Raw genomic sequence first — 21,605 nt, 5'->3', positions numbered from 1 at the left:
CTTTTATTGCAAAGTGTGTTGCTCGATGAATTCCATCGGCTGCAATCCTTCGCGGCTTACCAGTCGATTCAACTCGACCCGGGGCAAACGAACGGCCAGCAGGCAGATGCCTTCTTCGTCATGCTCTTCTTTCTGTACCGCACCGAGTTCGAAGAACTGCGCACGCAGTCGAGCGAACCGTTGCGGCAAGCGCAATGTACCCACGAACAAATCACTGCCCAGCAATTCGGCAATGGCTTGCTCAAGCAATTCCAGCCCCGTGCCATCACGCGCTGACAGCCAGACCCGTTGCGGCTTGCCATCGGCATCGCGCTGGATCTGTGGCTCAACGCCTTCAAGCAAATCGAGTTTGTTGTATACCTCGAGGATCGGCAAGTCCTGGGCTCCGATCTCGCCCAGTACCACCATCACCTGCTCGATCTGCAACATGCGATCCGGCTCGGCCGCATCGATCACGTGCAGCAGCAGGTCGGAATTGCTCGACTCTTCGAGCGTAGACCGAAATGCCTCGACCAGCTTGTGCGGCAAGTGCCGAATGAACCCTACCGTGTCAGCCAGAACGATCGGCCCCAGGTCGTCCAGTTCCAGACGGCGCAGGGTCGGGTCCAGCGTGGCGAACAACTGGTCGGCGGCGTAAACCTCGGACTTGGTCACGTTATTGAACAGCGTGGATTTGCCGGCGTTGGTATAGCCCACCAGAGACACGGTAGGGATATCTGCACGAGAGCGGCCGCGACGCGATTGCTCGCGCTGGCTGCGCACTTTTTCCAGACGACCCTTGATCTGACGCAGACGAACCCGCAGCAGACGCCGGTCGGTTTCGAGCTGGGTTTCACCCGGGCCGCGCATGCCGATACCGCCACCCTGACGCTCAAGGTGAGTCCAGCCGCGGACCAGGCGGGTGCTCATGTGATCAAGCTGCGCCAGTTCTACCTGGAGCTTGCCTTCATGGGTACGGGCGCGCTGGGCGAAGATATCGAGAATCAGGCCGGTACGGTCGATCACGCGACACTCGAAAACACGTTCGAGGTTACGCTCCTGACTGGGCGTGAGAATGTGATTGAAAATCACCAGATCGGCCTTTTCGGCATGGACCAGGTCGCGTAATTCCTCGACCTTGCCGCTGCCAATCAGGAATTTGGCGGTTGGCCGATGACGCGGTACGTTAAAAAACGCAACGGTCTCGGCGCCCGCCGAATTAGCCAATTCCTGAAACTCCTGCGGATCTTCGCGCGCCTCAGGGTCCTGACCTTCCAAGTGAACGAGGATGACTCGCTCACCACCACCGTGGCGCTCAAAGAACAAAGGAGACTCCTATCAGGCGTTACCTGGCTCAGCGTCACCTGCATCGGATTCGGTTGCGCTAGGCAGACGAATTGGACGTACTGGCACGACTGTCGAGATAGCGTGTTTGTAAACCATCTGGCTGACGGTGTTCTTCAGCAGGATAACGAACTGGTCGAACGACTCGATCGTGCCTTGCAGTTTGATCCCGTTGACCAGGTAGATGGAAACCCCAACTTTCTCTTTACGTAAAGTATTCAGGTAAGGGTCTTGTAGCGAATGCCCTTTTGACATGTGCCGCACTCCTTTAAGGATTCAATAATAAAAATAGGTAATTCAGATGGCTTTGGCCGCCACACCCCCAAGGATAGACGGCAATTGCAAGGACTCAGCTCAATATGGAGATGGTCCCAAGGTATTTCAAGGCGCGTGGCAGATTGTCGCAATCAAGACTGTCCAGCCAGTGCAGTTCTTCCCAGCTGCGCAGCCAGGTGAACTGGCGCTTGGCCAATTGACGCGTGGCAATGATGCCGCGTTCCTGCATTTCAGCTAACGACAGCTTGCCATCCAGGTAGTCCCAGACTTGGCGGTAGCCTACCGCACGTATAGACGGCAACCCGGAATGCAGGTCACTTCTTTTACGCAGGGCTACGACCTCGTCGATGAACCCCTGTTCCAGCATATTTGTGAATCTTTGTTTAATGCGCTCGTGCAGTACCTGGCGATTTGCCGGAGCAATGGCCAAGTTCGCGACAGTATAGGGCAATTGTTGCCGTCCCGAAGCGGCTGCTTCAGTACTTTGCGCAGATTGTTGCTGACGCAGGGCAGTCATGCTCTGACCGCTGACCCGATAAACCTCCAGCGCCCGACTCAGGCGCTGCGGATCGTTCGGATGAATGCGTGCCGCCGAGACCGGATCGATGATCGCCAGCTGATCGTGCAGGGCTTGCCAGCCAAGGCGTGCAGCCTCTTCTTCGATCTGCGCACGGACCTCGGGATACGCCGCCGGCATGTCCGCCAGGCCATCAACCAACGCCTTGTAATAGAGCATGGTGCCGCCAACCAGCAGCGGAATTTTTCCGCGTGCGGTGATCTCGGCCATGGCTTGCAGGGCATCGCGGCGGAAATCCGCAGCCGAATAGGCTTCAGCCGGATCGAGAATGTCGATCAACCGGTGCGGAAACTCGGCCAGCAGTTCTTTGGAGGGCTTGGCGGTGCCGATGTCCATGCCGCGATAGACCAGCGCCGAATCGACGCTGATCAGCTCGCACGGCAGCACCTTGGTCAGCTCGATGGCCAGGTCGGTCTTGCCCGCAGCGGTCGGGCCCATCAGGAAAATCGCTGGAGGAAGCTGGCTCATCAACGACCGCGCAGGAACAGTTTGTCCAGATCGTCCAGGCCCAGTTGGGTCCAAGTCGGTCGGCCATGGTTGCATTGACCGCTGCGCTCGGTGTTTTCCATGTCGCGCAGCAGACCGTTCATTTCTGGCAGGGCCAGACGCCGGTTGGCGCGGATCGCGCCGTGGCAGGCCATAGTCCCGAGCAGTTCGTTCAGGTGCGCCTGAATCCGGTCGCTGGTGCCGTATTCCATCAGGTCCGACAACACGTCACCCACCAGCCGATTGGCCTCGGCCTGCTTGAGCAGCGCCGGAATCTGGCGGATTGCCAATGTTTCTGGGCCCAGACGCTGCAGCTCGAAGCCCAGTTTCTGGAACCATGCAGCGTGTTCTTCAGCGCAATCGGCCTCACGCTGACTGACCGCCAGCGACTCCGGCACCAGCAGCGGCTGGCCGCTGAGACCTTCGCTGGCCATGGCGATCTTCAGGCGTTCGTACATGATCCGCTCGTGCGCGGCATGCATGTCCACCAGCACCAGCCCCTGAGCGTTCTCGGAGAGAATGTAGATGCCCTTGAGTTGCGCCAGCGCGTAACCGAGCGGCGGAATGTCTTCCTGGCCGGCTGGCAGCGCGTTGGCATTCGCTTCCGGCAACGGTGCGAAGAACTCGCGGTAAGCGGCTTGAGCCTCGGCGGCCGGCACAGCCGACTGCGGACGCGGCGTGTACTGATACTGATAAGCGCCGCCAGCGCTGGCGCCCGACGAAGTATTGAACGCCGGTTGCGCCTGCGGCTGCTCCAGCAGCGCGTTGGCCGCCAGACGCATTTCGCCCTGCGGGCCGAATTCACCGGCCTCGATACCGGTTGGACGCACCACGGCAGTGGTGACGGAGCCGGCCAGTTGATCTTCCGGGCGCACATCGCCCAACGCGCGGTGCAACGTGCCGTAAAGGAAGTCATGCACCATGCGCCCGTCACGGAAGCGCACTTCGTGCTTGGTCGGGTGCACGTTGACGTCCACCGCCGCCGGATCGACCTCGAAAAACAGCGCAAAGGTCGGATGACGACCGTTGAACAGCACATCGCGATAAGCCTGACGCACCGCGTGCGCCACCAGCTTGTCGCGTACCGCACGGCCGTTCACGAAGAAATACTGCAAGTCCGCCTGGCTACGGTTGAAGGTTGGTAACCCGACCCAGCCCCACAGGTGCAGGCCATTGCGCTCGATCTCGATCGGCAGCGCCTGTTCGAGGAAGCCCGAACCGCAGATCGCCGCCACACGCCGGGCGCGGGCCGCATCATCGTGGGCCTCGTGCAGGCTGAGGATGGTCTTGCCGTTGTGGCGCAGATGGAAGGCCACGTCGAAACGCGCCAGCGCCAGGCGCTTGATCACTTCTTGCAGGTGATCGAATTCGGTTTTTTCAGTCTTGAGAAACTTGCGCCGCGCCGGGGTGTTGAAGAACAGGTCGCGCACTTCCACCGACGTACCGACCGGATGCGCCGCCGGCTGCACCCGAGGCGCCATGTCGCGACCTTCGGTTTCGACCTGCCAGGCCTGATCGGCGTCGCGGGTGCGCGAGGTCAGGGTCAGGCGCGCCACGGAGCTGATCGACGCCAGTGCTTCACCACGGAAGCCCAGGCTCATCACCTGCTCGAGGTCTTCGAGATTGCGAATCTTGCTGGTGGCGTGACGGGCCAGCGCCAGCGGCAGGTCATCGGCGGAAATGCCGCTGCCGTCGTCACGCACCCGCAGCAGCTTGACGCCGCCCTGCTCGACATCGACATCGATGCGCCTGGCACCGGAGTCGAGACTGTTTTCCAGCAACTCCTTGATCACCGAAGCCGGGCGCTCGACCACCTCGCCGGCGGCGATCTGGTTCGCCAGCCGTGGGCTGAGCAGTTCGATGCGGGCAGCGTTCAACACCTGGTTCATTCTTTGGACGCCAGTTCGGTGCCTGGAATGGTCAAGTGCTGACCGACTTTCAGCTCATCGCTTTTCAGGTTGTTGGCAGCACGCAGCGTGGCCGGCGACACCTGATAGCGCACGCCGATCATCGCCAGCGTTTCACCCGGACCGACACGGTGGTCACGCGGCCCTTGGGCGATCTTGCCGGAATCACGCAGCCAGGCAATGTAGGTGCCCGGTGGCGGGTTCTGCTGGAAGAACTGGCGCACGCCGCTGCTGATCGAACGCGCCAGCGCCTGCTGGTGGCTCGATGCCGAGAGTTTGTTCGCTTCGTTGGCGTTGGAGATAAATCCGGTTTCGACGAGAATCGACGGGATGTCCGGCGACTTCAGAACCATGAACCCGGCCTGCTCCACACGCTGCTTGTGCAGCGGGGTCACGCGACCGATGTTGGTCAGGACTTTCTGGCCGACGTTGAGGCTGGAAGTCAGCGACGCGGTCATCGACAGATCGAGGAGCACGCCGGCGAGCATGCGATCCTTGTCGTCGAGGCTGACGTTGCCGGCACCACCGATCAGGTCGGAACGGTTTTCGCTGTCGGCCAGCCAACGGGCGGTCTCCGACGTCGCGCCGCGATCAGACAGGGCAAACACCGAGGCACCGAAGGCTGCCGCAGACGGCGCAGCGTCGGCGTGGATCGAAACGAACAGGTCGGCGCCCTTCTTGCGGGCAATTTCGGTACGGCCGCGCAACGGGATGAAGTAGTCACCGGTACGGGTCAGCTCGGCGCGGAAGCCTTTCATGCCGTTGACCTGACGCTGCAGCTCGCGGGCAATCTGCAGCACCACGTCTTTCTCACGCTGGCCGCGCGAGCCGGACGCACCCGGGTCTTCGCCGCCGTGACCGGCGTCGATCACCACAATGATGTCGCGCTTGCCGGCCGGGGCCGGTGGCAGTTTGATCGCCGGTTCCGACGGCGTTACTGGCACTGCCGGCACGGTGGCGACGGATGGCGTCGGGGCTGGCGGCGGCGCGGCATCGGCCGGGTTGTCGAACAGGTCGACCACCAGACGGTTACCATATTGCGCGTTCGGCGCCAGCGAGAAACTTTTCGGAGTGACGGCTTTTTTCAGGTCGATGACCACCCGCAGGTCGGTCGGCGTACGCTGGGCCGAGCGCATCGCGGTGATCGGCGTGTTAGCGGTCGAGACCTTCAGCGGCGCCCCCAGGGTGGCGCCATTGATGTCGATCACCAGCCGATCCGGTGCGGTCAGGGTGAAGACGCTGTGCTGCACCGGGCCGCTCAGGTCGAAGACCAGTCGCGTGTTATCCGGCGCCCGCCACAGGCGCACGCTGTTGACCTTTGTCTCGGCCACAGCGTTGACGGTTACTGCCATCAACATCAGTCCAACGGCAGCCACCAACGCGCGAAAGCGCATACCTAACCCCATCATTTAATTGGATTCCAATGCCAAAGCGGCACACCAGGCCTCGCCACGCGAGCCCTGGGATAAAATTTTCAGCGAACGCCCGCTGTCTTGCGGGCTAATGGTAATGGTCAGGTCAGGCTTTGGCAAAAAGCCTGCACCTTTATCGGGCCACTCGATCAGGCACAGGGCGTCGTCTTCGAAATAGTCGCGAATGCCGAGAAACTCCAGCTCTTCCGGATCGACCAGACGATACAGGTCAAAGTGGAAGGCGCGCACGTCGCCGATCTCGTAGGGCTCGACCAGGGTGAAGGTCGGACTTTTTACCGCGCCAACATGCCCCAGGCCACGAATGATGCCCCGCGACAGGGTGGTTTTGCCCATGCCCAGGTTGCCTTCCAGGAAAATCAGGCCATGGCCCTGGGTCACGCGGGCGATCCGTGCGCCAAAGTCGCTCATGGCCTGTTCATCGGCCAGGTACAGGGTTACTTCAGACACGGTGCATGCTCCTCCAACAACTGACGAATGACTGGAATCAGATCACTGGCCGCCAGTCCACGGCCGAATTTACCTTGTTGCGCGCCGGCATTGGCGTGCAGCCAGACTGCCAGGCACGCGGCATCGAAGCCGTCCATACCCTGCGCCAGCAGCGCCCCGGTCAACCCGGCGAGCACATCACCCAAGCCAGCAGTGGCCATCGCCGGATGCCCCTGATGGCACAGCGCCAGACGCCCATCGGGATGGGCGATCAGGCTGCCGGCGCCTTTGAGCACGACGACGGCCGAGTATTTTTTGCTCAACGCCCGCGCGGCGGCCGGGCGATCGGCCTGCACCTCAGCGTTACTGACGCCCAACAGCCGCGCGGCTTCGCCCGGATGCGGGGTGATCACGCAATCCTTGGGCAGGCTGACAGAACCGCTCGCCAGCAGATTCAACGCGTCGGCGTCCCATACCTGTGGCAGCGGCGCATTGGCGGCAGCGGACAACAGCGCCCGCCCCCAACTCGCCTGCCCGAGTCCCGGGCCTACCACCAGTACCGAGACCTTTTCCAGCAGCCCCATCAACTGATTGGCCGACGACGTGCCGAGCGCCATGACTTCCGGCATCCGCGTCAGCGCTGCCGGAACATGTTCCGCACGGGTTGCCAGCGACACCATGCCTGCGCCGCTACGCAGCGCACTTTCGCTGCTGAGCAGAATCGCCCCGCCAAAGCCCTGATCGCCACCGATCAGCAGCAAATGCCCGAAGCGCCCTTTGTGTGCAGCGGGCGCACGCGGAGCCAGTCGTGGAAGATTAGCCGTGGTGAGACGCAGAGCGCTGACAGGAATGTCACGATAGATGTCGGCGGCGGCTTGCAGATCGTTAAACACCAACGCCCCGACCTGATCCGCCGCATCCCCGGTGAACAGGCCGAGCTTCAAGCCGATAAAGGTCACGGTAAGGTCGGCGCGAACCGCAACGCCGAGGACATGCCCGGTGTCGGCAGACAATCCGGAAGGAATATCCACCGCCACCACCGGCAGGCCACTGGCATTGATCGCCTTGATCGCAGCGGCATACGGCTCACGTACATCGCCGGCCAGCCCGGTGCCGAGCAAGGCATCGACAATCACCCCGCGCAGCTCGCTTTGCGCAGTCCAGCTCTGCACGGCGACGCCATCGCTGATGGCCTGCGCATAAGCCTGCGCCGCATCACCCTGCAAGCGTTGCGGATCAGCTACGGCCAGCACCCGCACCGCCCAACCGGCCCGATGCGCCAGCGCGGCGATCAGAAAACCATCGCCGGCGTTGTTGCCATGCCCGGCAAGCACGGTCATCTGGTTTGCCGCAGGCCATTGCCGCACCAATGCGCGCCAGGTCGCGTGCGCGGCGCGCTGCATCAATTCGAAGCCCGGCGTACCCGCAGCGATCAGCCGCGCATCGAGTGCTCGCACCTGTGCGGCGCCATACAGCGCGTCGGGTAATTCATCTATCGTGTGCGGCATGCGTTTTCGGGCTCCGATGTCTGGCAGAATTATACGCACCTCAGCTCCGGTTTCTCTCGCCTCATGTCCGCCATCACCACAGATCTGCCCACCCTCGCCCAATCGATCAAGGATTGGGGCCGCGAGCTGGGCTTCCAGCAAGTCGGCATCAGCGGTCTGGACCTGGCCGAGCATGAACAGCACCTGGAGCGCTGGCTCGCCGCCGGTTACCACGGCGAAATGGATTACATGGGCGCTCACGGCAGCAAACGCTCGCATCCGGAGCAACTGGTTCCGGGTACGCTACGCGTGGTTTCGCTGCGCATGGACTACCTGCCCGGCGACACGCAAATGGCGCAAATGCTCGCGCAACCGGAGAAGGCTTACGTCTCGCGTTATGCCTTGGGCCGCGATTACCACAAATTGATCCGTAAACGTGTGCAGCAATTGGCCGACAGGATTCAGTCGGAGATCGGCCCGTTCGGTTTCCGTGCCTTCGTCGACAGCGCCCCGGTGCTGGAAAAAGCCATCGCCGAGCAGGCCGGACTGGGCTGGATCGGTAAAAATACGCTGGTGCTGAACCGCAAGGCCGGCAGCTATTTCTTCTTGAGTGAACTGTTCGTCGATCTGCCGCTGCCGGTGGACGAACCGCACAGCACCGAACATTGCGGGCGCTGCACGGCGTGTCTGGATATCTGCCCGACCAACGCCTTCGTCGGCCCGTATGTGCTGGACGCCCGACGCTGCATCTCGTACCTGACCATCGAACTGAAAAACGCCATCCCCGAAGACCTGCGCCCGCTGATCGGCAACCGCGTATTTGGCTGCGACGACTGTCAGATCGTCTGCCCATGGAACCGCTTCGCCAAGCCATCCGGGGAAAGCGATTTCAAGCCACGGCACAACCTGGACAACGCCGAACTGGCGGAGCTGTTTCTGTGGGACGAGGACAAATTTCTCAGCAGCACCGAAGGCTCGCCGTTGCGCCGCGCCGGTTACGAGCGCTGGCTGCGCAATCTGGCAGTCGGGCTGGGCAACGCGCCGTCGAGCATTCCAGTGCTGGAGGCCTTGAAGGCGCGCCGTGATTACCCGTCCGATCTAGTCCGAGAACACGTCGAGTGGGCGCTGAAACAGCACGATCGATAGTAGGAGCTGCCGCAGGCTGCGATCTTTTGACTTTGATTTTTAAAAGACAAGATCAAAGGATCGCAGCCTGCGGCAGCTCCTACAAGGGAATGCATTAATGCTCGTCGTTGTAGACGAACTTGGGCATTTCCCAGTGGAAACGGATGGCCAGCAACCGCAACAGAAAACCGCCGAACAAGGTGATCAGGATCGCCTGTTCGCTCGGCACATTCATGTACAGGCAGAGCATGTAGCACCACGCGGCGGCGAACGAGACGCTGGCGTACAGTTCGCGGCGGAAGATCAGCGGGATGTCGTTGCAGAAGATGTCGCGCAGGATGCCGCCGAAGACTCCGGTGATCACGCCGCTGACCGAGGCCACCAGCATGCCGTGGCCCATTTCCAGAGCGGTCATGCAGCCGATCAGGGTGAACGCCACCAGACCGACCGCATCGAGCACCAGAAACAGTGAGCGCAGGTGACGCATCCAGCGGGCGGTGAACACGGTGAGCATCGCGGCGGCTGAGGTCAGCACCAGATATTCCGGGTGTTTTACCCACGTCAGCGGATAGTGCCCGAGCAGCACATCGCGCACCGAACCGCCGCCCAATGCCGTGACGCAGGCAATCAACACCACCCCGAACCAGTCCATGCCGCGCCGCCCGGCAGACAGCGCGCCGGTCATGGCTTCAGCGGTAATGGCGATCAGATAGAGCATCAGCAACATGGCGGCGGTCCTGGCAGGAAGGCGCGCAGTCTAGCCATTTCAGCGCCGCACCAGAAGGGGGCGCACTCCGGGTTGCATTTCTGACTTGAATCTTACGGGACTCTGACGCCCTCTTCGCGAGCAAGCCCGCTCCCACAGGGGGAACGCATTCCAAATTGTGGGAGTGGGCTTGCTCGCGAAGACGTCAGGGCAGACACCCCTCAATCAGAACTTGATGAAGTGCTTGCGGTAGTGCTGCAGCTCGGCGATCGACTCGCGGATGTCGTCCAGCGCCAGGTGGGTACTGCCCTTCTTGAAGCTGTCGCGCACATCCGGTGCCCAGCGTGCAGCCAGCTCTTTGAGCGTCGACACGTCGAGGTTGCGGTAGTGGAAGTAGCTTTCCAGCGCCTTCATGTGGGTATAAAGGAAGCGGCGATCCTGGCAGATGCTGTTGCCGCAGATCGGCGACTTGCCCTTCGGCACCCATTTCTCCAGAAAAGCGATGGTTTCAGCCTCGGCCTCGGCCATGCTGATACGACTGTCACGCACGCGCTGGGTCAGACCCGAGTTGCCGTGAGTGCGGGTGTTCCACTCGTCCATTCGGGCGAGCACTTCGTCACTGTGGTGAATGGCGATCACCGGGCCTTCGGCCAGAGTGTTGAGGTCACTGTCGGTGACGATGGTGGCCATTTCGATGATGACGTCGTTTTCCGGATCCAGACCGGTCATTTCCAGGTCGATCCAGATCAGGTTCTGCGGGTTTTGCATATTCGGGCTCCTAGGCAATGCTGCGCAGTTTAGCCTAGGCCGGTGCCCGGGCGTGCTAAACTCGCGGCCGTTTTACCTAATCGCTGCATTCTTCAGACGGAACACCCATGGCCAAACGCCAACTCAATCGTCGTCAAAACTGGCGCATCGAAAAGATTCAGGGCGAGCGCGCCGCCCGCGCCGCCAAACGCGAGTCCTCGGCGGTCGAAGCCCTCGAGGGCGGCGACCTCGGCCCTGAGCAACACGGCCTGGTGATCGCCCACTTCGGTGTGCAGGTCGAGGTCGAGGCCGTGGACGGCGAACAGGCCGGCCAGGTTTTCCGTTGCCACCTGCGCGCCAACCTGCCGGCGCTGGTGACCGGTGATCGGGTGGTCTGGCGCGCCGGCAACCAGGGCATCGGGGTGATCGTTGCGCAACTGCCGCGCAACACCGAGCTCTGCCGCCCGGACAGCCGTGGCCAGCTCAAGCCGGTCGCCGCCAACGTCGACATGATCGTCATCGTCTTCGCACCGCTGCCCGAGCCACATGCCAACCTGATCGACCGCTACCTGGTCGCCGCCGAACACGCCGGCATCCGCCCGTTGCTGTTGCTGAACAAGTTCGACCTGATCGACGAGCAGAACGCCCCGGCGCTCAATGCCCTGCTGGCGGTGTACCGCACGCTGGGTTATCCGGTGCTGGAAGTCTCGGCGCATCACGGCAACGGCATGGAGCAGTTGCAGAAGCAGCTCGACGGGCGCATCAGCGTGTTCGTCGGCCAGTCCGGCGTCGGCAAGTCGTCGCTGGTCAACAGCCTGCTGCCGGAAGTCGAGACCCGCGTCGGCCCGCTGTCCGAGCTGTCCGGTCAGGGCACGCACACAACGACCACCGCGCGCCTGTTCCACTTCCCTGGCGGTGGCGAGCTGATCGACTCCCCGGGTATCCGTGAGTTCGGCCTGGGCCACGTCAGCCGCGCCGACGTCGAAGCCGGTTTCATCGAGTTCAACGACCTGCTCGGCACCTGCCGCTTCCGCGACTGCAAGCACGATCGCGAACCCGGTTGCGCACTGCTCAAGGCCCTGGAAGACGGCCGCGTGCAGCAGCAGCGGATGAACAGCTACCGTTCGATCATCGCCAGCCTGCCGGAAAACGGCTACTAAACATCTGCACCGGCAGCCTCTCGCCCGAGGGCTGCCGGATGTCGGACCGCGCCTGACAAATCCTCGATTCCGTTAAACGTCAGACTCTTCTGACAGACTCGTTCGCACCTGTTTGCAGGACATTTCTCTTTCACCGCCCAACCCTTGTAGGCTCGCGTCAGATGCCTAGATTGGGGTCCTCCTTCGCACCTTCGCGACCTTCGAGGAACCCCATGCAGACCTATCACCTGTTCATCAGCCATTCGTGGAACTACGCCCACGCCCACGACAATCTGGTACGCCTGCTCGGCGCCAAACCGGATTTCAGTTTCAAGAATTTTTCCGTGCCGCCGCACAACCCGATCATGGGCGCGCAGACCGACAAGCAGCTCGAAGAAGCCATCGAAAACAAGATCCGTCCGTGCTCGGCGGTGCTGATCATGGCGGGCATGTATTCGACCTACAGCAAGTGGATCAACAAGGAAATCGAGATCGCCAAGCGCATGGGCAAAGTGATCATCGCGATCAAGCCGTTCGGCGCCGAGCGAATTTCCACTGTCGTGCGTGAGGCGGCGCACGCCGAGTGCGCATGGAACACCAACAGCATCATCGGCGCGATCCGTCAGCACACGGCGGTGTAACCATGCGCAAGGGACTGTTTATCGGCATCAACCACTACGACTACGTTTCGCCCTTGAGCGGTTGCTGCAACGACGCCATGGCCATGGCGTCCGTGCTGAAGACCGACGCCAACGGTGATCCCAACTTCAAGAATGTGGTGCTGACCTCCGCTGAAGACAACCTTGGCCGAGGCAAGCTCGAAGACCAGATTCGCGAGCTGTTCTGCGGCGACTGCAACGTCGCATTGCTGTACTTCGCCGGGCACGGCGGCTTCGACAGCAACAATGATGAAGGCATGCTCCTGCCGCAGGACTATCGCAGCGCCAAGGACGGCATCCGCATCAGCGACATCCTCAACTGGGCCGCCAAAGCCACGAAAATCAAAAACAAAGTGATCATCCTCGACTGCTGCCAGAGCGGCGCGGCCGGCGAAGTGCGCGCCTTGCGCAGCGAAAGCAGCGTGGTCGGCGAAGGCATGACCATTTTGACCGCCTGCAAAAAGGAAGAGCCAGCCATGGAAGGCGCGCAACACGGTGTCTTCACCGGCTTGCTGTTGCAGGCCCTGCACGGCGGTGCGGCGAACATTCTCGGCAAGATCACACCGGGCAGCTTGTATTCCTTCGTCGACAATGCGCTCGACGCCTGGGAGCAGCGTCCGGTGTTCAAGACCAACGTCTCGCAGTTCATTTCCCTGCGCGAGGTCTCGCCGCTGATCCCCAAGGAGATTCTGCGCAAACTGCCGGAATGGTTCGCCGAAGCTGAATCGACGTTCCGCCTTGCCCCCAGCTACGAACCCACCGAAGCAACGTTCGACCCGGAGCACGGCGAGGTTTTCGCCCAGCTGCAAAAGTGCAATCGCCATAGCCTCATCGAACCGGTCGACGCCGAACACATGTACTACGCCGCCATTCACTCCACGGGCTGCCGCCTCACGGCGCTCGGCGCCTATTACCGTGAACTCGCCATAAAAGGACACTTCTGATGCCCGTATTCATCAGCTACCGCCACATTGATCGCCCGCAGGCCATGGCGATCAATGCGCAATTGATGCAGGCCAACATCAAGACTTACCTCGACGTGCTCGACCCGGAGTCGCAGACCACCGATGACATCACCGGGGTGATCACCCGCAACATCACCGAATGCACGCACCTGCTGGCGGTGGTTTCGGAGAAAACCGCACTGTCGTGGTGGGTGCCGTTCGAAATCGGCGAAGCGACCATCAGCAACCGCCGGATCTGCTCGTTCCGCACCGGGCAGACGCAACTGCCGGAGTATCTGGACAAGTGGCCGAAGCTGAGCACAGCCAGTGATCTGAATTTCTTCATCGATGCCTATCGTGAAGAAGTATCGAGCAAGCGCTCGATGACGCTGGATTCGAGCAACGAATCCTTCAGCGGCACCTATAAGCGCAACGCCGATCTGTTCCATGAACAACTGAAAAACCGGATTCGGCGCGGGTTCTGAAGCCGCACGACAGCCACAAAAAAGCCGACATCACTGTCGGCTTTTTTGTCGGTCACTGCTTCGGCGCGGGGGCCGGCGCAGCAGTTGGTGGAGCTGTTGGCGCTGGCGCCGCAGTCCCCGGCGCGGCCGGTTTCGGTGCGGCGTCGTCGAACAGGTTCAGGCGTTCGCGCAACTCGTGTGCCGGCACCGGCTGCTGATCCGCCGGCAGCGCGTTCGGATCGACCGGCGTCGCCGGAGCGGCGCCGTTCTGACCTTCGGCGGCGGGCTTGGCCGCGTCGGCACCTTGCGAGCCTTCGATGGCGGCCTGGGCCTTTTTGGTCAGAACCACGATGTCGATGCGGCGGTTGACCGGGTTGAACGGGTTTTCCTTGTCGAACAGCGCCGACGAGGCATAACCGACAACCCGCGCCACCTGCGAATCCGGATAGCTCCCGGCAACCAGCGCACGCCGTGCAGCGTTGGCACGGTTGGCCGAGAGCTCCCAGTTGCCGAAATCGCCGGTGCCGATATACGGCTTGGCGTCGGTGTGGCCGCTGATGCTGATCTTGTTCGGCACCGCTTTGATGGTGTCGGCCATGGCCAGCAGGATGTCTTCGAAGTACGGCTTCAGACGTGCCGAACCTGAGTCGAACATCGGCCGGTTTTCCGCGTCCATGATCTGGATGCGCAAGCCGTTCGGGGTGATCTCGAACAGGATCTGATCCTTGAACTTCTGCAACTGCGGGTTCTCGTCGACCTTGTTCTGCAGTTCTTGCAGCAACAGCTCCAGGCGTTCTTTCTCGACCTGTTCGGCCATGCCTTCGACCTGCTCGGTGTCGACCGTGACCTTGTCCGGTTGCGGCTGGGATTTCACCTCAGGGTTGAGGGTGTTTTCCGGTGCCAGGGTCGGCGTGCCGCCCAGATCAATGATGTACGGCGTGCCGCTTTCGGAGAAGCCGACCGGATCCTTGAAGTAACCGGCGATGGCGATCTTCTGCTCAGGCGTTGCGGTGGACAGCAGCCACAACACCAGGAAGAACGCCATCATCGCCGTGGCGAAGTCGGCGAAGGCGATTTTCCACGCCCCGCCGTGGTGCCCACCGGCTATGCGCTTGACGCGCTTGATGATTATCGGCTGATTATTTTCCATGGCTTAGCGACCGCGAACGGCTTGTTCCAGCTCGGCAAAGCTTGGACGGTGCGCCGGGTACAGAACCTTGCGCCCGAACTCCACGGCCAGCGATGGCGGCATGCCGGAAGCCGACGCTACCAGCGAGGCCTTGATGGCTTCGTAGACGTTCAGTTCTTCCTTGGCATCGTGCGCCAGGGAATGCGCCAACGGCCCGAAGAAGCCGTAGGCCGCGAGAATACCGAAGAAGGTACCGACCAGTGCCGCACCCACGTGCAGGCCGATGGATTTCTGATCGCCTTCACCCAGCGACGCCATGGTCACCACGATACCCAATACCGCCGCAACGATACCGAAACCGGGCATGGCGTCGGCAATGCCGTTCACCGCATGGGACGGGTGCTCGAGGTCTTCCTTAAGGCTGTAGAGTTCCATGTCGAACAGGCCTTCCAGCTCATGCGGAGCCATGTTGCCGGAGGACATGATGCGCAGGTAATCGCAGATGAACGCGGTCATGCGCTCGTCTTTGAGCACGGCCGGGTACTTGGCGAAGATCGGGCTCGCGGCAGCGTCTTCGATATCGCCTTCGATGGCCATCATGCCTTCGCGGCGGCTCTTGTTGAGGATCTCGTAGATCAGGCCGAGCACTTCCAGATAGAACGTGTGGCTGAAGCGCGAACTGAACATGCTCAGGGATTTCTTGAGCACGTGCATCGTCATGTAACCGGGGTTGGCCTGCAGGAATGCACCGAGGGCCGCACCACCGATGATCATCACCTCGAAGGGCTGGATCAGGGCGGCAATTTTGCCGTGGGAGAGCACGTATCCGCCGAGCACGCTCGCGAATACGACGATGATGCCGATAATTTTAGCCATAGGTAGAAAGTACTTATTTAAGTCGGGTTCAAGGTCATATTCGGAAGTTAAAAAATCTCTTCTTCTACTTATCGGCAAAACTGCGCCAGACTATAGCCAGTTCAGGCGAAAAGCCAATTTAGCCCATGCCGGGCGCGTCTACAGTCAGTGAAGATCTCGTCCAGACATGGCTAATGAAACGAACGTCCCACACGCAAAACCGACCACGCTCGAGGGCTGGGTCAAACTGCTCGATGGCGTGCGCCTGCCCGTGCCGCAAGAGGCTCACGACAAGGTTTGCCGGGCGATCCGCGACAACCGCAGCTCGTTGCGCGATATCGCCGACCTGATGCAGGACAGCCCGGCGCTGGCCTTGAGCATCATCCGTGAGGCAAATCGTCACACCCACGGCACCATGGCCGCTCCGGCGGAAAATCTCGAGGTGGCGATCAACCGTCTGGGCCTGGCGCGTACCGAAGAATTGCTCGCGCGTCTGCCGGTCGAACCGCAGATGCAGATCCCCAAGGCGTTGCGCCAACTGCAGATGATCAGCCAGCACGCGACACAACAGGCCAACGGTTTTTTCGCCAGCCGCCTCGCACGCCTGTGGCAGGACATTCACTGGGGCAGCCTGTTGTTTCTGTCGCCGTTATGGCCGCTGGCGCTGACGTTTCCAGAGTTGCTCGAAGAGTGGGAGTTGCGGGTTATCCACAAGGGCGAATCGGCGCGCACGGTCGAGAAGCAACTGTTTGGCGTACGCCTGCTGAAGATCGCCGAGGCGCTGGTGCAGGTCTGGCACCTGCCGATCTGGGTGCAGCAGGGCTATAAACTGCTGCTCAGCGAACAGCGCGAACTGGTGAAAGTACTGCGCATCGCCCGCGACAGCGAACATCCGTTGCGCCAGCAGAATCGCCTCGACGACGATCCGACCCTGCGCCGCTGGCTCAACCAGCCGGCCAACACCGTGTTGCTGGCCAACGGTCTGGCGCTGTCGGCGCAACAGGCCTGGGACAGTCCGCACAGCGAACGCTGGCAGTACCTGACCAGCCTTTATCTGCAAATCTCGATGGACGAAGTGCAGCAGCAGTTGCACCAGCAAGCCGCCAACAGTGCGCGCCAGCATGCCATGCCCGATCTGTGGCACCCGGCGGTGTCGTTATTGTGGCCATGGGGCACCCATCGCTTGCCGGCCGGGATGCTGCCGGCGGCGGCACCGAATGCCGAGGATCTGACGCAGTGGCGCCGGCAATGCGCCGAACTGCTGGCCGAGCCGAGCCGCTTCACCAATGCCATGAGCCTGACCGTCGCCGCCCGTGATGCGCTGGTCGCCAGCGGCATGCGCCGGGTGATGCTTCTGATGGCCGACCGCACGCAATCGAATCTGCGGGTGCACCAGACCTTCGGCCTGCCGAAGGAAGCCACCGCACTGAATTTTGTCGTCAGTCAGAGCAAAGTCCTGCAACGGTTGCTCGCGCAGCAGGCACAGGTGCGGATCAACCCCGAGAACAACGCACAGTTTTCCGCATTGTTGCCGCCGGGCCTGCGTGCGCTGTTCCGTGGCGAGCATCTGTTCCTGCGCTCGCTGGTCAATAACGGCCGGGTGATCATGATCGTCGTCGCCGACCAGGGCGGCGGACCGTTCGCCGACATCACCGTGCAAGCCTTTGGCAAAACCGCGCAGTGCATCGAAAAAGCCCTGCACAGCTTTAGCAGCCGTGGCCGATGAGGCTGCGCTACAATCCCCCCCTTTGTGCTCTGGAGACCTCACATGTCTGACTTCTCTGGCTTGCCGCTCGTCATCGAGCCGAGCGACCTGCTCCCGCGTCTCGATTCCCCTGAACTGATTCTGGTGGATCTGACCAGCCCTGCCCGTTATGCCGAAGGTCACCTTCCCGGCGCACGCTTTGTCGACCCCAAGCGCACCCAGCTCGGCCAGCCGCCGGCGCCGGGGCTGCTGCCGGCCAAAGCCGATCTGGAGGCGTTGTTCGGTGAGCTGGGGCATCGTCCGGACGCGGTTTACGTGGTCTACGACGATGAGGGTGGTGGCTGGGCCGGGCGTTTCATCTGGCTGCTCGACGTGATCAGTCATGACAAATACCACTATGTCGACGGCGGTTTGCCGGCATGGCTGGAAGCGGGCATGCCGATGTCGATCCAGGTACCGCCTGCAGTGGGCAGCCCGGTGGCGCTGACCCTGCACGACGAGCCGACGGCAACCCGCGAATACCTGCAAAGTCGTCTCCGCGCCGCCGATCTAGCGATCTGGGACGCCCGCGGGCCGCTGGAATATTCCGGTGAGAAAGTGCTGGCCGCCAAGGGTGGACACATCCCCGGTGCGGTGAACTTCGAGTGGACCGCGGGCATGGACAAAGAGCGTCAATTGCGGATTCGCACGGACATGCCGCAGATCCTCGAAGACCTCGGGATCACCAAGGACAAAGAAATCATTACCCACTGCCAGACCCATCACCGGTCGGGCTTCACTTATCTGGTGGCCAAGTCCCTCGGTTATCCGCGGGTCAAGGGCTACGCCGGTTCCTGGGGCGAGTGGGGCAACCACCCTGATACGCCTGTCGAGATTTAAGGTTTTTTAAGGACAACTAATGAAAGAGCGTCTGTTTATCCTCAGCCAGTACCTGCTGCCTCATCACCTGCTGTCGCGCCTGGCCGGCTGCGTTGCCGAGTGCCGCGTGCGCTGGTTCAAGAATGCCTTCACCCAGTGGTTCGCCAAGCGTTATCAGGTGGACATGTCGCAAGCGCTGGTCGAAGACCTGACCGCCTACGAGCATTTCAACGCCTTTTTCACCCGCGCCTTGAAAGACGGCGCGCGGCCACTGGACCAGACGCCGGGCGCGATTCTCAGCCCGGCCGACGGTGCGGTCAGCCAGCTCGGCCCGATCGAACACGGTCGCGTGTTCCAGGCCAAGGGCCACAGCTTCAGCGTGCTGGAACTGCTCGGCGGTGATGCGTCCAACGCGGCGCCGTTCATGGGCGGCGACTTCGCCACCATTTACCTGTCGCCAAAGGACTACCACCGCGTGCACATGCCGCTGGCCGGCACTCTGCGCGAGATGGTCTACATCCCGGGCCGGATCTTCTCGGTCAACCAGACCACCGCGGAAAACGTTCCGGAGCTGTTCGCCCGCAACGAGCGTGTGGCGTGCATTTTCGACACCGAGCGCGGGCCGATGGCCGTGGTGCTGGTCGGCGCAATGATCGTCGCTTCGATCGAAACCGTGTGGGCCGGCCTGGTCACCCCACCGAAGCGCGAACTGAAAACCTTCCGCTACGACGAAGCCGCCCGTGCGCCGATTCATCTGGAAAAAGGCGCGGAGCTGGGTCGCTTCAAGCTGGGTTCGACAGCGATCGTGCTGTTTGGCCCGGATCAGGTGAAGTGGGCCGAAGAACTGGTGGCGGGTTCGCCAGTGCAAATGGGCCAGGCCCTGGCCCTGCCGACGGCCTGAGCCGGCTGATCCGCCCTTTCACACGTCTGTGAAGGGGCGGACACGACCTGGGAGGCGCCGTTACTCTATCTGTCCACGGAAGCCGATCGGCCCTTCGTTGGCGTAGGTATTGGTGCCACTGAGGTTTTTCCCTCCATCGCTGGAAGTGACGCTCAACGCGACTACGTTCTGATTGTCCCGTCCACCGATCACCCACTTGCCGCCCGGATGCCATGGGGCATCATTGCCACCCCACTGGTTCTCGACGTTGTATTGATTCTGACCGGTGCGCTGCGCCTTGAAGCCAATCGGGCCTTCGCCGGCGTAAGTCATGGTGCCGGAGAAGCTTTTGCCGCCATCGCTTGACTTGATCTCGATGGCGACGACTTGCTGGTTGTCCCGCCCGCCCAGCACCCAGGTCCCACCCGGATGCCACGGTGCCGAACTACCGCCCCATTGATTTGCCACTGCATATTTAGACATGAACCTCATCTCCTTGAAGTTTCGGGAGACCTGCCCGAGGTTGACGGCAGGCCGTGCAACCGTGCGTTTCCGATCGCACGTCTGAGAGACTAGTAGGGCTTGTTGAATGGCATCCGGCCAGCAGACCAGCGGTCAAAAAGCCTGACGCCATCCGGCGAAACAGACCACAACTGCTAGAGTTCCTGGTGTTGCCAATTTCGCCGCTGGAGCCAATCACGGCATGAGTGAGTCACGCCCCCAACCCTCCCTGCGCGCCCCGATCCCGACGCAAACGCGCCTGTCGTTCTGTGAAGCCGCCCCGCGCGACCTCAAGCGCTGGATCGCCGGCCTGCCCAAGGCCAACATCGGCGAAACCGCCCGCCAGTTGTATCAAGGCCTGGGCGAACTCAACCAACTGCTCACCCCCAGCGACAATCGCCTGCAACTCCTGGAGCTGCTGCGCCCCGAGGTTTACTTCGTTTGCCAGCATCTGGAGCGGCACTTCCTGCATCAGGCAATCATGCTCGATGACCGCTCGCGCAAGATCAGCAACCTGTGTCAGGCGCTGCAAAGTCATCTGGCTATCGGCTACAAGCAGATCGTTCTGCGCATTGTCCCCAAGTATCACAAGGATCGTGCGGCACTGGTCAGTCAGGCCCTGCAACGCGCCGCGCATGCGCTCAAGGGGCAACTGCTGCGGGCGACGCAGCTATACAGTCCGCCGCCGGAACATCTGTGGTTCGAGCTGCATCAGCTGTATCGCTGCGCTTGCGCCTTGCAGTTGCAACAGCGTCGGGTGCATGACGATCTGGCGAGCCTGAGCAGCGAGCTGAGCCTGGAACAGACCTACATCGCCGCCCTGCTGCTGGGCAGCGCCCGTTGCAATCAACTGCGGCAGAACCAGATCGCCCGGCTGGCCGAAGTGCTGGAACCGTGGAGTGCCTTGCTCAAATTGCATCCCGGCAGTCCGCAGGATGGATTGTTCGCCATCAGTGCCGAACTGGATGCCGGACCGCGCTACCGCAGCATGTTTCGCAAAGAACAACAGGGCGCATTGCTGGGCTTCGATCCGCAACCGCTGGTGAACGTGATCGAAGCGCATTTACTGCAGCAAGAAACGTCGACGCCGCTGCCAGTCCCGGCAGGACTGAGCCTCGACACCCTGCAACATTTGCACGCCAGTTGGGGCCAGGCCGCCGAGCGCAGTTTTCAGCGCACCGCAGGTCAGGGCAGCCTGACCGTGTGCGTGGGCATGAGCGCCCTGCACTTTTACCTGGGCGGCGAACGCAGCTTCAGCGAACTGCTCAAACATCCCGGTGCTCGCGCGGCCAATTTCAGTCGCGTGGTGGTCCAGGGCGAAAAAGACAGCTGGAGCCAGGCCTTCGACGCCGCACCGCAAAGCAATGCAGATGAATTTCTACCCTACGAGGAAATCCAGTACGACCATCTCGGTGAAGACGAAAACACAGCCGACCACACACCGCACTACCCGACCTACGCCTTGCCGGTGATCAACCACAGCCCCGGTGGTTATTGCCTGGGCTGGCCGGGTGAGGTGCCCGCCGAGTTGCAGGCCGGGGAGATGGTCGGGATTCAGGACAGTGCGAGTCAGGGCTGGAGCATTGCGGTGGTGCGCTGGATCCGTCAGGTACGCGGCAGCGGGCCGCAAATGGGCATCGAGCTGGTGGCGCCGCATGCCGAGCCCTGCGGCTTGCAACTGGTGCGTGCGCGGGATGATCACAGCCATTATTTGCGCGGCTTATTGCTACCGGAGATCAGCGCCATCGACTTGCCCGCGACCTTGCTCGCACCGCGTCTGCCATTTCAGGAAGGCAATAAAGTGCTGATCAACACCCACGGCGAAGAACACCGCGCCGGGCTGGATCGACGGGTGGCAAGCACCCACAGCTTCAATCAATTTGCCTATCGCTCGCTGGAGGCCGCGCAGAATGGCGGGGGCGAGGAGGATTTTGATTCGTTGTGGAAGTCGCTTTAAAGCTTTAAAGAAACTGTGGCG

Annotated in this window: 21 protein-coding genes; 9 read left to right on the top strand and 12 right to left on the bottom strand. The window is 61.7% G+C overall.

Features of this window, described 5'->3' with window-relative positions; translation table 11 throughout:
- Nucleotides 1–3: 3 nt before the first annotated feature.
- The 7 genes from hflX to AC1RBR_RS02835 form a co-directional block, all read right to left on the bottom strand.
- Nucleotides 4–1,305 (bottom strand): ribosome rescue GTPase HflX, encoded by a 1,302-nt coding sequence (gene hflX, locus AC1RBR_RS02865; RefSeq protein WP_003221114.1) that lies wholly within the window; start codon nt 1,303–1,305, stop codon nt 4–6.
- A gap of 12 nt (nt 1,306–1,317) precedes the next feature.
- The gene (gene hfq, locus AC1RBR_RS02860) at nt 1,318–1,578 is read right to left on the bottom strand and encodes an RNA chaperone Hfq (protein ID WP_003221112.1); all 261 of its coding nucleotides are present in this window, start codon (nt 1,576–1,578) and stop codon (nt 1,318–1,320) included.
- Between the two features lie 94 nt (nt 1,579–1,672).
- Complete coding sequence (gene miaA / locus AC1RBR_RS02855; RefSeq protein ID WP_492562894.1) at nt 1,673–2,644, bottom strand: tRNA (adenosine(37)-N6)-dimethylallyltransferase MiaA; 972 nt, start codon at nt 2,642–2,644, stop codon at nt 1,673–1,675.
- A complete protein-coding gene (gene mutL / locus AC1RBR_RS02850) occupies nt 2,644–4,542 on the bottom strand; it encodes a DNA mismatch repair endonuclease MutL (protein ID WP_204894474.1) in 1,899 nt (632 codons plus the stop codon). The genes miaA and mutL overlap by 1 nt, the downstream gene beginning before the upstream one ends.
- 5 nt (nt 4,543–4,547) lie before the next feature.
- Complete coding sequence (locus tag AC1RBR_RS02845; RefSeq protein WP_371917878.1) at nt 4,548–5,927, bottom strand: N-acetylmuramoyl-L-alanine amidase; 1,380 nt, start codon at nt 5,925–5,927, stop codon at nt 4,548–4,550.
- A 51-nt stretch (nt 5,928–5,978) separates the two neighbouring features.
- Nucleotides 5,979–6,449 carry a tRNA (adenosine(37)-N6)-threonylcarbamoyltransferase complex ATPase subunit type 1 TsaE gene (gene tsaE, locus AC1RBR_RS02840; protein ID WP_007967425.1) on the bottom strand — a complete coding sequence of 157 codons (471 nt, stop codon included), beginning with the start codon at nt 6,447–6,449 and terminating at the stop codon, nt 5,979–5,981.
- On the bottom strand, nt 6,437–7,936 hold the full coding sequence (locus AC1RBR_RS02835; protein WP_492562892.1) for an NAD(P)H-hydrate dehydratase: 1,500 nt from the start codon (nt 7,934–7,936) through the stop codon (nt 6,437–6,439). The genes tsaE and AC1RBR_RS02835 overlap by 13 nt, the downstream gene beginning before the upstream one ends.
- A gap of 63 nt (nt 7,937–7,999) precedes the next feature.
- Between AC1RBR_RS02835 and queG the strand changes: the two genes are divergently transcribed.
- On the top strand, nt 8,000–9,061 hold the full coding sequence (gene queG / locus AC1RBR_RS02830; RefSeq protein ID WP_492562890.1) for a tRNA epoxyqueuosine(34) reductase QueG: 1,062 nt from the start codon (nt 8,000–8,002) through the stop codon (nt 9,059–9,061).
- A 94-nt stretch (nt 9,062–9,155) separates the two neighbouring features.
- On the opposite strand, the gene AC1RBR_RS02825 is transcribed toward queG, so the two are convergent.
- Both AC1RBR_RS02825 and orn read right to left on the bottom strand, forming a co-directional pair.
- Complete coding sequence (locus AC1RBR_RS02825; RefSeq protein ID WP_492562889.1) at nt 9,156–9,767, bottom strand: trimeric intracellular cation channel family protein; 612 nt, start codon at nt 9,765–9,767, stop codon at nt 9,156–9,158.
- 204 nt (nt 9,768–9,971) lie between these two features.
- Nucleotides 9,972–10,514 (bottom strand): oligoribonuclease, encoded by a 543-nt coding sequence (gene orn / locus AC1RBR_RS02820; protein ID WP_003221098.1) that lies wholly within the window; start codon nt 10,512–10,514, stop codon nt 9,972–9,974.
- A gap of 107 nt (nt 10,515–10,621) precedes the next feature.
- On the opposite strand from orn, the gene rsgA reads away from it, so the two are divergent.
- From rsgA to AC1RBR_RS02800, 4 genes are all read left to right on the top strand, one after another.
- Nucleotides 10,622–11,653: a small ribosomal subunit biogenesis GTPase RsgA gene (rsgA, locus tag AC1RBR_RS02815; protein ID WP_095138114.1), complete on the top strand. Its 1,032-nt coding sequence runs from the start codon at nt 10,622–10,624 to the stop codon at nt 11,651–11,653.
- Between the two features lie 212 nt (nt 11,654–11,865).
- Nucleotides 11,866–12,273 (top strand): TIR domain-containing protein, encoded by a 408-nt coding sequence (locus AC1RBR_RS02810; protein WP_115985397.1) that lies wholly within the window; start codon nt 11,866–11,868, stop codon nt 12,271–12,273.
- Nucleotides 12,274–12,275: 2 nt separating this feature from the next.
- Nucleotides 12,276–13,235, top strand: a complete 960-nt coding sequence (locus AC1RBR_RS02805; RefSeq protein WP_492562887.1) for a caspase family protein — start codon at nt 12,276–12,278, stop codon at nt 13,233–13,235.
- Nucleotides 13,235–13,720: a toll/interleukin-1 receptor domain-containing protein gene (locus tag AC1RBR_RS02800; RefSeq protein ID WP_095138111.1), complete on the top strand. Its 486-nt coding sequence runs from the start codon at nt 13,235–13,237 to the stop codon at nt 13,718–13,720. Before AC1RBR_RS02805 ends, AC1RBR_RS02800 begins: the two co-directional genes overlap by 1 nt.
- A 52-nt stretch (nt 13,721–13,772) precedes the next feature.
- On the opposite strand, the gene motB is transcribed toward AC1RBR_RS02800, so the two are convergent.
- Nucleotides 13,773–14,849 carry a flagellar motor protein MotB gene (gene motB / locus AC1RBR_RS02795; RefSeq protein ID WP_492562886.1) on the bottom strand — a complete coding sequence of 359 codons (1,077 nt, stop codon included), beginning with the start codon at nt 14,847–14,849 and terminating at the stop codon, nt 13,773–13,775.
- Nucleotides 14,850–14,852: 3 nt separating this feature from the next.
- Nucleotides 14,853–15,704: a flagellar motor stator protein MotA gene (gene motA / locus AC1RBR_RS02790; protein ID WP_007952169.1), complete on the bottom strand. Its 852-nt coding sequence runs from the start codon at nt 15,702–15,704 to the stop codon at nt 14,853–14,855.
- 166 nt (nt 15,705–15,870) lie between these two features.
- On the opposite strand from motA, the gene AC1RBR_RS02785 reads away from it, so the two are divergent.
- The 3 genes from AC1RBR_RS02785 to asd are packed head-to-tail and all read left to right on the top strand — an operon-like array spanning nt 15,871 to nt 19,147.
- Nucleotides 15,871–17,409, top strand: a complete 1,539-nt coding sequence (locus AC1RBR_RS02785; RefSeq protein WP_492562884.1) for an HDOD domain-containing protein — start codon at nt 15,871–15,873, stop codon at nt 17,407–17,409.
- 42 nt (nt 17,410–17,451) lie between these two features.
- Entirely contained in the window at nt 17,452–18,267 is an 816-nt protein-coding gene (rhdA, locus tag AC1RBR_RS02780; protein WP_492562882.1) for a thiosulfate sulfurtransferase, read from the top strand.
- A gap of 19 nt (nt 18,268–18,286) precedes the next feature.
- The gene (gene asd / locus AC1RBR_RS02775; RefSeq protein ID WP_492562880.1) at nt 18,287–19,147 is read left to right on the top strand and encodes an archaetidylserine decarboxylase; all 861 of its coding nucleotides are present in this window, start codon (nt 18,287–18,289) and stop codon (nt 19,145–19,147) included.
- A 60-nt stretch (nt 19,148–19,207) separates the two neighbouring features.
- Here asd and AC1RBR_RS02770 read toward each other — a convergent pair whose 3' ends face one another.
- Complete coding sequence (locus AC1RBR_RS02770) at nt 19,208–19,609, bottom strand: lectin OAA family protein (protein ID WP_492562878.1); 402 nt, start codon at nt 19,607–19,609, stop codon at nt 19,208–19,210.
- Between the two features lie 220 nt (nt 19,610–19,829).
- Here AC1RBR_RS02770 and AC1RBR_RS02765 point away from each other — a divergent pair, with 220 nt between their 5' ends.
- Nucleotides 19,830–21,584: a cyclic-di-GMP receptor FimW-related protein gene (locus AC1RBR_RS02765; protein WP_492562876.1), complete on the top strand. Its 1,755-nt coding sequence runs from the start codon at nt 19,830–19,832 to the stop codon at nt 21,582–21,584.
- Nucleotides 21,585–21,605: the final 21 nt, after the last annotated feature.

It is taken from the genome of Pseudomonas sp. GW823-FHT01D03 (assembly GCF_058798255.1).
Note: the sequence above shows the minus strand (reverse complement) of the source record. Positions and strands in the feature narration are given on the sequence as shown.